Origin of the sequence: Pseudomonas putida NBRC 14164 (genome assembly GCF_000412675.1) — a bacterium.
Taxonomy (GTDB): domain Bacteria; phylum Pseudomonadota; class Gammaproteobacteria; order Pseudomonadales; family Pseudomonadaceae; genus Aquipseudomonas; species Aquipseudomonas putida.
Map to the genome: position 1 here is coordinate 6,142,277 of NC_021505.1, position 14,425 is coordinate 6,156,701.

At 59.1% G+C, this 14,425-nt stretch carries 16 protein-coding genes; all 16 read right to left on the reverse strand.

Annotation, left to right across the window (positions count from 1 at the left end; translation table 11 throughout):
- Nucleotides 1-20: 20 nt before the first annotated feature.
- Entirely contained in the window at nt 21-881 is an 861-nt protein-coding gene (gene atpG, locus PP4_RS27375) for a F0F1 ATP synthase subunit gamma (protein WP_016502295.1), read from the reverse strand.
- 48 nt (nt 882-929) lie between these two features.
- Complete coding sequence (atpA, locus tag PP4_RS27380) at nt 930-2,474, reverse strand: F0F1 ATP synthase subunit alpha (RefSeq protein ID WP_012274911.1); 1,545 nt, start codon at nt 2,472-2,474, stop codon at nt 930-932.
- A 21-nt stretch (nt 2,475-2,495) separates the two neighbouring features.
- Nucleotides 2,496-3,032 carry a F0F1 ATP synthase subunit delta gene (locus tag PP4_RS27385; protein ID WP_003253191.1) on the reverse strand — a complete coding sequence of 179 codons (537 nt, stop codon included), beginning with the start codon at nt 3,030-3,032 and terminating at the stop codon, nt 2,496-2,498.
- Between the two features lie 12 nt (nt 3,033-3,044).
- Nucleotides 3,045-3,515 carry a F0F1 ATP synthase subunit B gene (locus PP4_RS27390; RefSeq protein ID WP_003253189.1) on the reverse strand — a complete coding sequence of 157 codons (471 nt, stop codon included), beginning with the start codon at nt 3,513-3,515 and terminating at the stop codon, nt 3,045-3,047.
- Between the two features lie 56 nt (nt 3,516-3,571).
- Nucleotides 3,572-3,829 carry a F0F1 ATP synthase subunit C gene (atpE, locus tag PP4_RS27395; protein WP_003097235.1) on the reverse strand — a complete coding sequence of 86 codons (258 nt, stop codon included), beginning with the start codon at nt 3,827-3,829 and terminating at the stop codon, nt 3,572-3,574.
- Between the two features lie 142 nt (nt 3,830-3,971).
- A complete protein-coding gene (gene atpB, locus PP4_RS27400; protein WP_016489912.1) occupies nt 3,972-4,841 on the reverse strand; it encodes a F0F1 ATP synthase subunit A in 870 nt (289 codons plus the stop codon).
- Nucleotides 4,842-4,857: 16 nt separating this feature from the next.
- Nucleotides 4,858-5,265: a F0F1 ATP synthase subunit I gene (locus PP4_RS27405; RefSeq protein ID WP_008092225.1), complete on the reverse strand. Its 408-nt coding sequence runs from the start codon at nt 5,263-5,265 to the stop codon at nt 4,858-4,860.
- Between the two features lie 148 nt (nt 5,266-5,413).
- Nucleotides 5,414-6,286, reverse strand: a complete 873-nt coding sequence (locus tag PP4_RS27410; protein ID WP_016502296.1) for a ParB/RepB/Spo0J family partition protein — start codon at nt 6,284-6,286, stop codon at nt 5,414-5,416.
- Nucleotides 6,287-6,295: 9 nt separating this feature from the next.
- Nucleotides 6,296-7,087: a ParA family protein gene (locus PP4_RS27415; protein WP_016502297.1), complete on the reverse strand. Its 792-nt coding sequence runs from the start codon at nt 7,085-7,087 to the stop codon at nt 6,296-6,298.
- A gap of 18 nt (nt 7,088-7,105) precedes the next feature.
- Complete coding sequence (rsmG, locus tag PP4_RS27420; RefSeq protein ID WP_016502298.1) at nt 7,106-7,756, reverse strand: 16S rRNA (guanine(527)-N(7))-methyltransferase RsmG; 651 nt, start codon at nt 7,754-7,756, stop codon at nt 7,106-7,108.
- Complete coding sequence (mnmG, locus tag PP4_RS27425) at nt 7,753-9,645, reverse strand: tRNA uridine-5-carboxymethylaminomethyl(34) synthesis enzyme MnmG (protein ID WP_041168155.1); 1,893 nt, start codon at nt 9,643-9,645, stop codon at nt 7,753-7,755. The genes rsmG and mnmG overlap by 4 nt, the downstream gene beginning before the upstream one ends.
- Before the next feature lie 633 nt (nt 9,646-10,278).
- Nucleotides 10,279-11,649: a tRNA uridine-5-carboxymethylaminomethyl(34) synthesis GTPase MnmE gene (gene mnmE / locus PP4_RS27430; protein WP_016502300.1), complete on the reverse strand. Its 1,371-nt coding sequence runs from the start codon at nt 11,647-11,649 to the stop codon at nt 10,279-10,281.
- An 88-nt stretch (nt 11,650-11,737) separates the two neighbouring features.
- Complete coding sequence (yidC, locus tag PP4_RS27435; RefSeq protein WP_016502301.1) at nt 11,738-13,420, reverse strand: membrane protein insertase YidC; 1,683 nt, start codon at nt 13,418-13,420, stop codon at nt 11,738-11,740.
- Between the two features lie 2 nt (nt 13,421-13,422).
- Complete coding sequence (gene yidD / locus PP4_RS28420) at nt 13,423-13,668, reverse strand: membrane protein insertion efficiency factor YidD (protein WP_080642832.1); 246 nt, start codon at nt 13,666-13,668, stop codon at nt 13,423-13,425.
- Nucleotides 13,661-14,065, reverse strand: a complete 405-nt coding sequence (rnpA, locus tag PP4_RS28425) for a ribonuclease P protein component (protein WP_003253166.1) — start codon at nt 14,063-14,065, stop codon at nt 13,661-13,663. The genes yidD and rnpA overlap by 8 nt, the downstream gene beginning before the upstream one ends.
- 13 nt (nt 14,066-14,078) lie before the next feature.
- Nucleotides 14,079-14,213 carry a 50S ribosomal protein L34 gene (gene rpmH / locus PP4_RS28430; protein WP_003253163.1) on the reverse strand — a complete coding sequence of 45 codons (135 nt, stop codon included), beginning with the start codon at nt 14,211-14,213 and terminating at the stop codon, nt 14,079-14,081.
- Between the last annotated feature and the right edge of the window lie 212 nt (nt 14,214-14,425).

Genomic DNA, 14,425 nt, shown 5'->3' on the forward strand with positions numbered 1-14,425 from the left:
TCCTCTGAATTTTTGAACCGTTAAACCGCGGCAGCGCCGCCGACGATTTCCGAGATCTCCTGGGTGATCGCAGCCTGACGCGCCTTGTTGTAGATCAACTGAAGCTCTTTGATCAAATCACCGGCGTTGTCTGTGGCGTTCTTCATGGCGATCATCCGGGCCGCTTGTTCAGCAGCGTTGTTCTCGACCACCGCCTGGTATACCTGCGACTCCACGTAACGCACCATCAAGCCGTCCAGCAGCTCTTTTGCGTCGGGTTCGTACAGGTAATCCCAGTGATGCTTGAGATCCTGATCCGGGGTTGCCACCAACGGTACCAATTGCTCGACCGTTGGCTTCTGGGTCATGGTGTTGATGAACTTGTTCGAAACCACGGAGAGGCGATCGATACGGCCGTCCAGGTAGGCGTCCAGCATCACTTTGACGGAGCCGATCAGATCGTTGATCGATGGCTCTTCGCCCAAGTGGCTGATCGCTGCTACGACGTTGCCGCCAAAGATGCGGAAGAAAGTCGCACCCTTGCTGCCGATCACGCACAGGTCGATTTCAACGCCCTGTTCGCGGTTTGCGCTCATGTCCTTGACCAAGGCCTTGAACAGGTTGGTATTCAAGCCACCGCACAGACCACGGTCACTGCTCACCACGATATAACCGGCGCGCTTTACAGGGCGCTCGATCATGAACGGGTGGCGGTATTCCGGGTTGGCGTTGGCCAGATGACCGATCACCTGGCGGATACGCTCCGCGTAAGGACGGCTAGCAGCCATGCGCATTTGTGCCCTGCGCATCTTGCTGACCGCCACTTTCTCCATGGCGCTGGTAATTTTTTGCGTGCTTTTGATGCTCGCAATCTTACTGCGAATCTCTTTTGCGCCTGCCATGTATCACCTATCAGGTTAGCAAGCGGGGGCCAGGGCCCCCGCTGCGGCTTACCAGGTCTGGGTGGCCTTGAACTTCTCGATACCGGCTTTCAGGCCTGCGTCGATTTCGTCGTTGAAGTCACCCTTCACGTTGATCTTCGCCATCAGTTCAGCGTGATCACGGTTGAAGAAGGCGATCAGTGCTTGCTCGAAGCTGCCGATCTTGGAGACTTCTACGTCGGTCAGGAAGCCACGCTCAGCGGCGTACAGCGACAGTGCCATGTCCGCGATGGACATTGGCGCGTACTGTTTCTGCTTCATCAGCTCGGTAACGCGCTGACCATGCTCCAGCTGCTTGCGGGTCGCTTCGTCCAGATCGGACGCGAACTGGGCGAATGCAGCCAGTTCACGGTACTGAGCCAGCGCGGTACGAATACCACCGGACAGCTTCTTGATGATCTTGGTCTGAGCGGCACCACCTACGCGGGATACCGAAACACCGGCGTTCACTGCAGGGCGGATGCCCGAGTTGAACATGGCCGATTCCAGGAAGATCTGACCGTCGGTGATGGAAATCACGTTGGTCGGAACGAACGCGGAAACGTCGCCAGCCTGGGTTTCGATGATCGGCAGAGCGGTCAGGGAACCGGTTTTGCCAGTGACAGCACCGTTGGTGAACTTCTCGACGTACTCTTCCGAAACGCGCGATGCACGCTCCAGCAGACGGGAGTGGAGATAGAACACGTCGCCTGGGTACGCTTCACGTCCTGGTGGACGGCGCAGCAGCAGGGAGATCTGACGGTAGGCAACGGCCTGCTTGGACAGGTCATCGTAAACGATCAGAGCGTCTTCACCGCGGTCACGGAAGAACTCGCCCATGGTGCAACCGGCGTATGGCGCCAGGAATTGCAGTGCGGCGGATTCCGAAGCACTGGCAACAACCACGATGGTGTTGGCCAGGGCGCCGTTTTCTTCCAGCTTGCGAACGATGTTGGCAACGGTGGAACGCTTCTGGCCGACAGCTACATAAACACAGAAAATACCGGAGTCTTTCTGGTTGATGATGGCGTCGATGGCCATGGCGGTCTTGCCGATCTGACGGTCGCCAATGATCAGCTCACGCTGGCCACGGCCGACAGGGATCATGGCGTCGACGGATTTGTAGCCAGTCTGTACAGGCTGGTCTACCGACTTACGCCAGATCACGCCTGGAGCTACTTTCTCGACCGCGTCGGTCTGGGTGTTGCCCAGAGGACCTTTGCCGTCGATCGGGTTGCCCAGTGCGTCGACGACGCGACCCAGCAGTTCCTTACCAACCGGAACTTCCAGGATGCGGCCGGTGCACTTGGCGCTCATGCCTTCGGCGAGGGTGTCGTAGGCACCCAGGATCACTGCACCTACGGAGTCTTGCTCCAGGTTCAGGGCCATGCCGTAGACGCCGCCCGGGAACTCGATCATTTCGCCGTACATGACGTCGGCCAGACCGTGGATCCGCACGATACCGTCGGAAACCGAAACAACGGTACCTTCGTTACGGGCTTGGGAGCTCACATCGAGGTTGTCGATGCGGCCCTTGATGATTTCACTAATTTCGGAAGGATTGAGTTGCTGCATTGCTCTGCTGCCCCTTCAAACTCAAGATTTCAATGCTTCGGCCAGTTTCGCGATTTTGCCGCGAACAGAGCCATCGATTACCAGGTCACCAGCGCGGATGACGACGCCGCCAATCAGGCTGGCATCCTCCGACGCGTGCAGGCGCACTTCCTGGCCTAACCGTGCACTGAGAACCTTGGCGAGTTTGTCTTGCTGTTCTTGGTTCAACGCGAAGGCACTGGTGACTTCCACGTCCACGGATTTCTCTTGCTCGGCCTTGTACAGGTCAAACAGAGCGGCAATCTCCGGCAGAAGCAGGAGACGGTCGTTTTCCGCGGCAACATGAATGAAATTCTGTGCCTGTGCATTGAACTTGTCACCGCACACGTCAATGAACGTGGCGGCCTTTTCTGCGCTCGTCAGTCGCGGGGCCTTGAGCAGGCGCTGCATGGTGTCGTCTTGCGACACCGCAGCAGCCAGGCCGAGCATGGCTGACCAATTGGCCAGTTGCTGATGGGCCTGGGCATGCTCAAAGGCAGCCTTAGCGTAAGGTCGGGCCAACGTGGTCAGTTCTGCCATGATCGCCCTCGCTTAAATTTCAGCGGCCAGTTTGTTAACCAGCTCCGCATGCGCGTTTTGATCGATTGTGGCGCCAAGGATCTTTTCAGCACCGCCAACGGCCAGAGCACCCACTTGGGCACGCAGGGCGTCTTTAGCGCTGTTCAGTTCCTGTTCGATCTCGGCCAGAGCCTGAGCCTTCACACGGTCAGCTTCGACGCGGGCCTGTTCACGGGCTTCCTCGACAAGCTGAGCAGCGCGTTTCTTGCTTTGCTCAATGATTTCGGCTGCCTGTGCTTTAGCTTCACGCAGTTGCTGACCCGCTTTCTCTTGGGCCAGCTCCAGGTCGCGAGCTGCGCGGTTGGCAGCGTCCAAACCGTCGGCAATCTTCTTTTGGCGCTCTTGCAGAGCAGTGATGACCGGAGGCCATACATACTTCATGCAGAAGAGTACAAAAATCAGGAAAGCAACGGATTGGCCAATCAGGGTTGCATTAATGTTCACGCCAACACCTCGCTCGGTCTTAATTCATACAGCCATCAACTCGTGGTGACGAGTGATTAGCCGGCGATCTGACCAACGAACGGATTCGCGAAGGTGAAGAACAGAGCGATACCAACACCGATCATGGTTACGGCGTCGAGCAGACCGGCAACGATGAACATTTTGACCTGCAGCATCGGAACCATTTCTGGCTGACGAGCAGCGCCTTCCAGGAATTTGCCGCCCAGCAGGCCGAAACCAATGGCGGTACCCAGAGCACCCAGGCCGATCAGCAGAGCAACAGCGATAGCGGTCAGACCAACTACAGTTTCCATCTTTCCTCCCGACTTTTACGTCGTATTGGTTAGGTTTTTAGTTTGAAGCGGTAAAACAAATCGTGAGTACAGCTGCCCTTGCGGACTTTTTAAGCCCTCCCCCCGAACAGGCGAGGAAGGCTATCAGACACGCCAGGCGGTCTTAATGGTTATCTTCGTGCGCCATCGACAGGTAGACGATGGTCAGCATCATGAAGATGAAAGCTTGCAGGGTGATGATCAGGATGTGGAACACAGCCCACGCCCATTGCAGCACCACACCCAGGCCGCTGAGCCACAGCAGGCCGGAGCCGAACATGACCGCGATCAGGATGAACACCAGTTCGCCGGCATACATGTTGCCGAACAGACGCAGTGCCAGCGAGATCGGTTTGGCGATCAGGGTGACGAATTCGAGCAGGAAGTTGACCGGAATCAGCAGGATCTGCACGAAGATGTTCTTGCTGCCGAACGGGTGCAGGGTCAGCTCACCGATGAAGCCGCCCAGGCCCTTGACCTTGATGCTGTAGAAGATGATCAGGGCGAACACGCTGAAGGCCATGGCCAGGGTCGCGTTCGGGTCGGTGGTCGAAACGGCGCGGAACGGAATGTGCGGATCACCGGAAATCAGGATGGCCAGCTGAGGAATCCAGTCGACCGGTACCAGGTCGACGGCGTTCATCAGGAATACCCAGACGAAGATGGTCAGTGCCAGCGGTGCGATTACCGGGCTACGGCCGTGGAAGGAGTCCTTCACGCTGCCGTTGACGAAATCGACCATCACTTCCACGAAGTTCTGCAGACCGCCAGGCTGGCCGGAAGTCGCCTTCTTTGCCGCCATGCGGAAAATGAACAGGAAGATCAGACCCAGCGCGACGGACCAACCCAGGGTGTCCAGGTGGAACGCCCAGAAGCCCATTGCCTTGGCTTCTGCAGCCGAATGGGCAAAGCCCCAGCTGCCGTCTGGTAGTTGACCGTAGGTCAGGTTCTGCAAGTGGTGCTGGATATAGCCCGAAGCGGTTTCTGCTGCCATGGTTGCCTCAAACGCCCTAAGGTCTCGAAAGTCTTTTATTCATCAGCAGGGGCGCGAACCAGCTGACCAAAAGGGTCAACACGAAGACGCCGAATACTGCTAACGGCGCCAGTGGCTTCACTCCTGCGAAGGTCAGTGCAAAAAGCACTGCCGTCAAAATCATCTTGCCTGCCTCGCCAGCGTAGAACGACTTGACGATGGCTTGTGCTGCCCGAGCTCCGCTGAAGCGAAAAGCCTTCCAGGCGAAATACACATTGGGCAGCCACGCAATCAAACCTCCGCAAAGGCCTGAATATCCACTGACCGCCCCTTTCCACTGCCACAACACCAGGGTTGCCAGCAGCAGTACGACGAATTGAGCCAGCAGTACCGGAAAAACCGCCCAGCGATGGAAAGGCAGGCGGTTTGGCGTGCGGATTTCCATCACAACTGCTCCTCGGAAGTCGACCAACAAGTCAGCTATGACTTGGCATAATTTGTGCCGACAAAATGCGCGCAGAGTATAGGGGTGGATTAACCCCTATTCAACTCTTCGTAGTGATTTCCGACTGCGCGCTACAACAGGAATTGTTTCAGCGGATGTGAGCAAGCACGCCTTGCAACTCGTCAAGCGAGTTGTAACGAATAACCAACTGGCCCTTGCCCTTGTTCCCATGACGGATCTGGACGGCCGACCCCAGGCGCTCTGCGAGCCGCTGTTCAAGGCGTGCGATATCCGGATCAGGTTTGCTCGGTTCGACCGGATCAGGCTTGTCACTGAGCCACTGACGAACCAGTGCCTCGGTTTGGCGCACGGTGAGACCACGTGCGACAACATGACGCGCCCCCTCCTCCTGACGGTTTTCGTCCAGGCCGAGCAATGCGCGTGCATGGCCCATCTCCAGGTCACCGTGGGCGAGCATGGTCTTGATCGCCTCCGGCAAGGTGATCAGGCGCAGCAGGTTGGCCACGGTGACCCGCGACTTGCCCACGGCGTCGGCCACCTGTTGCTGGGTGAGCTCGAATTCCTGCTGCAGACGCTGCAGGGCCATGGCCTCTTCCAGCGGGTTGAGATCTTCGCGCTGGATGTTCTCGATCAGCGCCATGGCAATGGCGGCTTCATCGGGCACTTCGCGGACCATGGCCGGGATCGTGTCCAGGCCGGCCTGCTGGGTCGCGCGCCAGCGGCGCTCACCGGCGATGATCTCGAAGCGGTTGTCGCCAATCGGGCGGACCACGATCGGTTGCATGACGCCATGGCTGCGAATCGAATGCGCGAGCTCTTCCAGCGCCTCCGGGTCCATGTCCCGACGCGGCTGGTACTTGCCACGCTGGATCAGCTCGACCGGCAGGTGTTGCAGTTCTTTCTGGTCGATCTTCACAGCCTGCTCTTCGAGCGCGCTGACGGAAGGACCACTGAGCAGTGCATCCAACCCACGTCCGAGACCCCGTTTCTTGACGGCCATACGGATTCCTTAAGTTGTTTGTGCAGTGCGTGATGGACGGCGCTGGCGGCGAACCAGTTCCCCGGCCAGAGCCAGATAAGCCAGCGCGCCGCGCGATTGCTTGTCGTAGGCCAGGGCCGGCATGCCGAAGCTGGGGGCCTCGGCCAGGCGAATATTGCGCGGAATGACCGTGTCGTACAGCTGCGGGCCAAAGTGTTCCTTCAGCTGCGCCGAAACATCGTTGTTCAGGCTCAGGCGAGGATCGTACATGGTCCGCAGCAAGCCCTCGATCTTCAGCTCCGGATTCAACCGGGCGGCGATGCGCTTGATGTTATCCACAAGGTCGCTGAGGCCTTCCAGTGCGTAGTACTCGCACTGCATGGGGATGATCACGCCATCGGAAGCGACCAGGGCGTTGAGCGTGAGCATCGACAGCGACGGCGGGCAGTCGATGAGGATGTAGTCGTAGTTCTCACGGATAGGCGCCAGTGCGTTGCGCAGACGGCTCTCCTTGACCTGCATTTCCAGCAGCACCACCTCGGCGGCCGTCAGGTCGCGGTTGGCCGGCAGCAACTGGAACCCACCATGCTCGGAGTAATGCATGGCCTGGGCCAGGTCGCATTCCCCGATCAGCAGGTCGTAGACCGAGTGCTCGAGCTCGTGCTTGTCCACACCGCTGCCCATGGTGGCGTTGCCCTGCGGATCGAGGTCGATCAGCAGCACACGACGCTTGGTCGCGGCCAGCGAGGCGGCGAGATTGATACAGGTGGTGGTCTTGCCTACACCACCTTTCTGGTTCGCGATTGCGAATACCTTAGCCATTGATGCGCGTGTTCCCAGTCATGCCTTGCGGCGCAGTATCAGCAGATGGCGCTGGCCCTGGCAACCTGGAACGGTCAGGGCCTGTTCGCTTTCCACTGTGAAGTCTGCGGGCAATGCTACCAGTTCATCGGCAGGATGCAGCCCCTTCATTGCAAGCCATTGCGTCCCGGTGTCGCCCAGATGGCGGGTCCAGTTGGTGAAGTTCTCCATGCTGCTGAAAGCGCGGGAGATGATTCCGTCGAACGGCTGCGCCGGCTGGAAGGCTTCGACCCGGCTGTGGATAACCGTGAGGTTGTCCAGTTTGAGCTCCATTTTCACCTGGGTCAGGAAGCGGGTCTTCTTGCCGTTGGAGTCCAGCACCGTCACGCGCTTGTGCGGATGCAGGATAGCCAACGGAATACCCGGCATGCCACCGCCGCTGCCGACATCCAGCCAGTTGTCACGCTCGCTGTGGATAAACGCCATGACGCTCAGGCTGTCGAGCAGATGGCGCGACACCATCTCGTCCGGGTCGCGCACGGCCGTGAGGTTGTAGGCTTTGTTCCATTTGATCAACAGGGCCAGGTAGCCAAGCAGTTTCTCGTGCTGCTCGGCGCTCAGCTCGACACCGAGCTGGCGCGCGCCTGTGGACAACTCTTCAGCGTGTTGCGGGGTGACCAGGGAACTCAAGCGCTTTGCTCCAATTCGCGGCCAGCGCCGCGTTTTTTCAAGTAAATCAGCAACAGGGAAATCGCCGCCGGGGTCACGCCCGGGATGCGCGAAGCCTGGCCCAGGGTTTCCGGGCGGGTCTGGCCAAGCTTGCCCTGAATCTCCTTGGAAAGGCCGGAAATCGTCGTGTAGTCGATATCCACAGGCAGGCGGGTGTCTTCGCTGGCGCGCAGGCGAGCGATTTCATCCTGCTGGCGGTCGATGTAGCCCGCGTACTTGGTGCGGATCTCGACCTGCTCGGCGACCTGTGGATCGATTGCGTCACCGCCGGTCGCCTCGATCAGCCCGGCGTAGTCGATTTCCGGGCGCGCCAACAGGTTCAGCAGGCTGTACTCGTGGCTGAGCGGCGTGCCGAACTTATCCACAATGGCTTGGCCTTGTTCGGTGTTCGGCCGAACCCAGGTCGACTTCAGGCGCTGTTCCTCACGCTCGATGCCGTCACGCTTGGCGCAGAAGGCGGCCCAGCGCTGATCGTCGATAAGGCCCAGTTCACGGCCTTTCTCGGTCAGGCGCAGGTCGGCGTTGTCTTCGCGCAGGATCAGGCGGTACTCGGCACGTGAGGTGAACATGCGGTACGGCTCCTGGGTACCCAGGGTGATCAGGTCGTCGACCAGTACGCCGATGTAGGCTTCGTCGCGGCGCGGGCACCAGCTTTCGCGGCCCTGTGCGCGCAATGCGGCGTTGGTCCCGGCCAGCAGGCCCTGGGCACCGGCTTCTTCGTAACCGGTGGTGCCGTTGATCTGCCCGGCGAAGAACAGGCCACCGATGACTTTGGTCTCGAGGCTGTACTTGAGGTCACGCGGGTCGAAGTAGTCGTACTCGATGGCGTAGCCCGGGCGGACGATGTGGGCGTTTTCCATGCCGCGGATCGAACGCACCAGCTCCAGCTGCACGTCGAACGGCAGCGATGTGGAAATACCGTTGGGGTACAGCTCATGGGTGTTCAGGCCTTCCGGCTCGATGAACACCTGGTGGCTTTCCTTGTCGGCGAACCGGTGAATCTTGTCTTCGATCGATGGGCAGTAGCGCGGACCGACGCCTTCGATCACACCCGAGTACATCGGCGAACGATCGAGGTTCGAGGCGATGATCTCGTGGGTACGCGCATTGGTATGGGTAATCCAGCAGCTCACCTGCCGTGGGTGCATTTCGGCATTGCCCATGAAGGACATGACCGGGATCGGCGTATCACCTGGCTGCTCGGTCATCACCGAGAAATCCACAGAGCGCCCATCGATGCGTGGCGGAGTCCCGGTTTTCAAGCGGCCGACGCGCAGTGGCAGTTCACGCATGCGGTGGGCCAGGGCGATCGAGGGTGGATCACCGGCACGGCCACCGGAATGGTTTTGCAGACCAATGTGGATAAGCCCGCCGAGGAAAGTACCAGTGGTCAGTACCACCGATTCGGCGAAGAAACGCAAACCCATCTGGGTAACTACGCCCTTGACCTGGTCCTGCTCGACGATCAGGTCGTCGCAGGACTGCTGGAATATCCACAGGTTCGGCTGGTTTTCCAGGATTTCACGCACCACCGCCTTGTAGATGGCGCGGTCGGCCTGCGCACGGGTGGCGCGTACCGCCGGGCCCTTGCGGTTGTTCAGAACGCGGAACTGGATGCCGCTCTTGTCGGTGGCCAGCGCCATGGCGCCGCCGAGGGCATCGATCTCTTTGACCAGATGGCTTTTGCCAATACCGCCGATGGCGGGGTTGCAGCTCATGTGACCGAGGGTTTCCACGTTATGGGTCAGCAGCAGGGTTTTCACACCCATGCGTGCAGACGCAAGCGCAGCCTCGGTACCGGCATGGCCGCCGCCGATGACGATCACTTCAAAACGGGAAGGGAAATCCACCACGCACCTCGTGCCTGTTTTTGCGAATAGAGAAGGTAAGCCGACAAGTATAGGGACTTCACCCCCTTTAAAGAAACCGTCTGCGCAAATTTTGACCAGTCTGTGGATGAGTGGCAGACAACAGAAATCAACAAGAAGAAATTTATAAAAGCTTTGTTTTTATGTTTATTCTTATGCACAACGATATCTGTGGATAAAGCTCTGTAGGCCATGAATTGCGATGTGTAGAGAGAAATTAAACCCTGTGTCTGGAGTGCCATGAGGGCTATGGATAACGTCATTTAGCCTGTGGATGAAATGCCTATTTACCCACAGGCGGATTTCTCCTCAGGAAAAAAGCCTGCTTATCAACTGAGCTGAAGATGGGTTTTCCACAGGGCTCCTGAGCGCAGTTTTCAGCTTGTGGATGAAAAAATACTCAAGATCGCGAGCGACGCGGACAAGGCGACAGCCGGTTTTCCGCAAAAGCGTCGGCCCAGCCATAGAGATCTAGCGGTTGTACTGGCGTCTTCGCGGGCTTGCCCGCGCCCACAGGTGCGCTGTTGACCTCGCTGTGGTCATCTCCTGCAACGAATTTGAGGCAAAAAAAAGCCGCTCCCTAAGGAGCGGCGCTTGGCCTTGCCTGGCTGTGGATTACTTGCCGATGCAGAAGCTGGAGAAAATGCGCCCCAGCAGGTCATCCGAGCTGAACGCCCCGGTAATTTCCCCCAAGGCATGCTGTGCCTGGCGCAAGTCCTCTGCCAGCAGCTCTCCTGCGCCCGCCAAGGTCAACTGTGCACGGCCGTGCTCCAGGTGCTCGCTGGCTTGGCGCAAGGCATCCAGGTGCCGCCGGCGGGCACTGAAACCACTCTCCGCCGTCTGTTCGTAACCCATGCAGGCCTTCAGATGGTCGCGCAGCAGTTGCAGCCCAGAGTCGTCGCCCTTGGCACTGAGGGTGATGGTCACATGGCCGTCATCGCACTGTTCCAGCGCCACCCGCTCGCCACTCAGGTCGGCCTTGTTGCGAATCAGCGTGACCTTGGCAGGGTCGGGCCGCTGATCGAGAAACTCGGGCCATAAAGCGAACGGATCGCTGGCCTCGGGCGCTGTGGAGTCGACCACCAGCAACACACGATCGGCCTCGCCAATGGCCTTCAGGGCGCGTTCCACGCCGATCTTTTCCACATGGTCATCGGTATCACGCAAACCGGCGGTATCGACCACATGCAGCGGCATACCGTCGATGTGGATATGTTCGCGCAGGATGTCCCGGGTGGTGCCGGCGATATCGGTGACAATGGCGGCTTCCCGACCAGCCAGTTGATTTAGCAGGCTCGACTTGCCGGCGTTCGGCCGCCCGGCGATTACCACCGTCATGCCGTCACGCAGCAAGGCACCCTGCCCGGCCTCACGTTGCACGGTGGATAACTCGCCGCGCACTGCATCGAGCATCGACAGTACGTGGCCATCGGCGAGGAAGTCGATCTCCTCTTCGGGGAAGTCGATTGCTGCCTCGACGTAGATGCGCAGGGCGATCAGCGCCTCGGTCAGGCTGTGCACACGCTTGGAGAACTCCCCCTGCAGCGAGCGCAGGGCGTTACGTGCCGCCTGGCTGGAGCTGGCCTCGATCAGGTCGGCAATGGCTTCGGCCTGGGCCAGGTCGAGCTTGTCGTTGAGGAACGCGCGTTCGCTGAATTCACCCGGGCGGGCCAGGCGACAGCCAACTTGTACACAGCGCTGCAGCAGCATGTCCAGGACCACTGGGCCACCGTGGCCCTGGAGTTCGAGCACATCTTCGCCGGTGAACGAGTTCGGCCCAGGGAAGAACAACGCAATCCCCTCGTCAAGCACCAGCCCTTCATCGTCGCGGAACGGGCCGTAATGGGCATGGCGAGGGGTCAGCGTACGACCGGTGATCAACTGCCCGGCCTTGCTGGCCAAAGGGCCGGACAACCTGACAATACCCACACCACCGCGGCCTTGGGCGGTAGCGATGGCGGCGATGGTTTCACGCACAGTGTTCATGCTCGAAAGCCTCTACGACAAAAACGACAGATAGCAAAAACGCCCCACTAGGGGGCGTTTTTTATTCACAGGCTAGCGTACTAGCCCGTCAAGCAGCAGCTTTTTTGGTGGCTGCTTCGATACGGCGAGTGATGTACCACTGCTGCGAAATCGACAGGCAGTTGTTCACAACCCAGTACAGAACCAGACCAGCCGGGAACCACAGGAAGAAGAAGGTGAAGATGATCGGCATCATTTTCATCACCTTGGCCTGCATCGGATCCGGCGGCGTAGGGTTCAGGCGCTGCTGGATGAACATGGTTGCGCCCATGATGATCGGCAGGATGAAGAACGGATCCTTGATCGACAGGTCGGTAATCCACAGCATCCATGGAGCCTGGCGCATTTCTACGCTTTCCAGCAGTACCCAGTACAGGGCCAGGAATACCGGCATCTGCACCAGGATCGGCAGGCAGCCGCCCAGCGGGTTGATCTTCTCTTTCTTGTACAGCTCCATCATCGCCTGGGACATCTTCTGGCGATCGTCACCGAAGCGTTCCTTCAGCGCGGCGAGCTTGGGCGCAACAGCACGCATACGTGCCATGGAGCGGTAGCTGGCAGCCGACAGCGGGAAGAACAGGCCTTTGATCAGCATGGTCAGCACGATGATCGACCAGCCCCAGTTACCCAGCAGGCTGTGGATATGTTGCAGCAGCCAGAAGATCGGCTGGGCAATGAACCACAGGAAGCCGTAGTCGACGGTCAGTTCCAGGCCTGGGGACAACTCTTTCAGCTTGGACTGGATCTTCGGGCCGGCGTACAGCATGGCGCTGGTTTCGACCTTGCCACCAGCAGGGACGCTGAGGGCCGGGCCGGTGTAGCCGATGATGTAGTTGCCTTGGCTGTCCTTGCGGGTCTGGACAACGTTGTTGTCCGACTTGGCCGGAATCCAGGCGGTCACGAAGTAGTGCTGCAGCCATGCAACCCAGCCGCCGGACACATTTTCTTTCAAACTACCTTTGTCGATGTCCTTCATCGAGACCTTTTTGTAAGGCTCGGAAGCTGTCCACAGGGCTGCGCCCAGGTAGGTGGCGGTGCCAGTGGCAGTGCTCGAGGACGGATCGCCGCTGGCGTCACGCTTGAGCTGGGCAAACATGTTGCCGCTCCAGGCCTGGTCGCTCTGGTTGTCGATCAGGTAGCTGACATTCAGGTCGTACTCACCGCGCTTGAAGCTGAAGCGCTTGATGTAGTTGACACCGTTGTCGCTGAACTTCAGGTCGACCACCAGTTGTTCCTGGCCGTCGGCCAGCTGGTAGCTCTTCTGCTCGGCGGCATACAGCGGGCGGCCGCTGGCGCGGGCATCCGGGCCGTTGGCACCGGTCAGACCGCTTTGTGCCAGGTAAACACGCTCACCACCGTTGTCGAACAACTGGAACGGAATGTTCGGGTGGTCCTGACGGCGTGGGTACTTCGGCAGGTTCAACTGGACGATGTCACCACCGACCGGATCGATAGCCAGTTCCAGAACGTCGGTCTTGACTCGGATCAGGTCCTTGCTGAGTGCGACCGGTGCCAGTTCGGCAGGGCTCGATTCGGCGTTGGCGCTCGGTACATCGGCGCTGGCGCCGTTGTTACCGGCCGGCACGCCATCGGGCAAGCCCGGCGCAACAGTGCTGGCAGCAGTATTCTGAGTCGGCAGGGCAGCCTGGCCGTAGTCATCGTTCCACTTCAGGACCATGACGTAGGACACGACTGCCAGCGCGGCGATCAGGATCGTGCGTTTAATATCCATGATTACTCGGCTATCGAAGAAGTTCGGGAGGAAGGAGCGGGTGGAACGGGGTCGAAACCGCCGTCATTCCACGGATGACAACGCCCCAGGCGACGAACGGCCAGCCACCCACCACGCCAGACGCCATGGTTTTCGATGGCTTCATAAGCGTAACAGGAGCAACTGGGGAAAAAACGACAGTGGTTGGCCATCAGAGGACTAATGGCGTAACGGTAAAACTGGATCGGAACGAGTGCCAGTTTACGCATCTTGACTGTCTACCCCTGCGGAATTGGCGGTGACTGCTGGAGTTGGCCGGCTGCGCGCCAGACGTTTCCAGAGTTTGCCAAAGTGTTGGTGCAATTCCGGGTTTTCTATCTCACCCAATCCCTTGCGCGCGACGATCACGATGTCCAACCCGGCAAGCAACTGCTGGTTCAGGCGAAAGGAATCGCGCATCAAGCGCTTGAGGCGGTTGCGTTGAACGGCGAGCTTGACGCTCTTCTTGCCGATCACCAGGCCGAGACGAGGGTGATCGAGACCGTTCTCGCGAGCAAGGATCAGCAGGTTTTTCCCTGGAACCTTGCCGGTTGGGGAGTCGAAGACCGCTTTGAAGTGTCGGGGTGTAAGCAGTCGCTTTTCCCGACTGAAGTCCTGACTCACCACCTGTGCCGAAAAATCAAATGGCCAGACGCTTACGGCCTTTGGCACGACGACGCGACAGAACGGCGCGGCCGTTTTTGGTAGCCATACGGGCACGGAAACCGTGGGTGCGGGCGCGCTTGATGGTGCTTGGTTGGAAAGTACGTTTCATGGCGTGTTACCTGGTTTGTCGACGACGGGCCGGGATGGCCCCCTTTTTAAGAGACCGGCGATTCTAGAGAAAGCAAGCCCATAGGTCAATTTCCAACCAGCCTTTCCCTATAGGGCGTGTGATGGACGGTGCTTGCTCGTCCATCCTCGAGGGGATGCTTGATCGGACACACGAATCGGGGACAACATGAAAAAAAAGAAGAGACATATAAA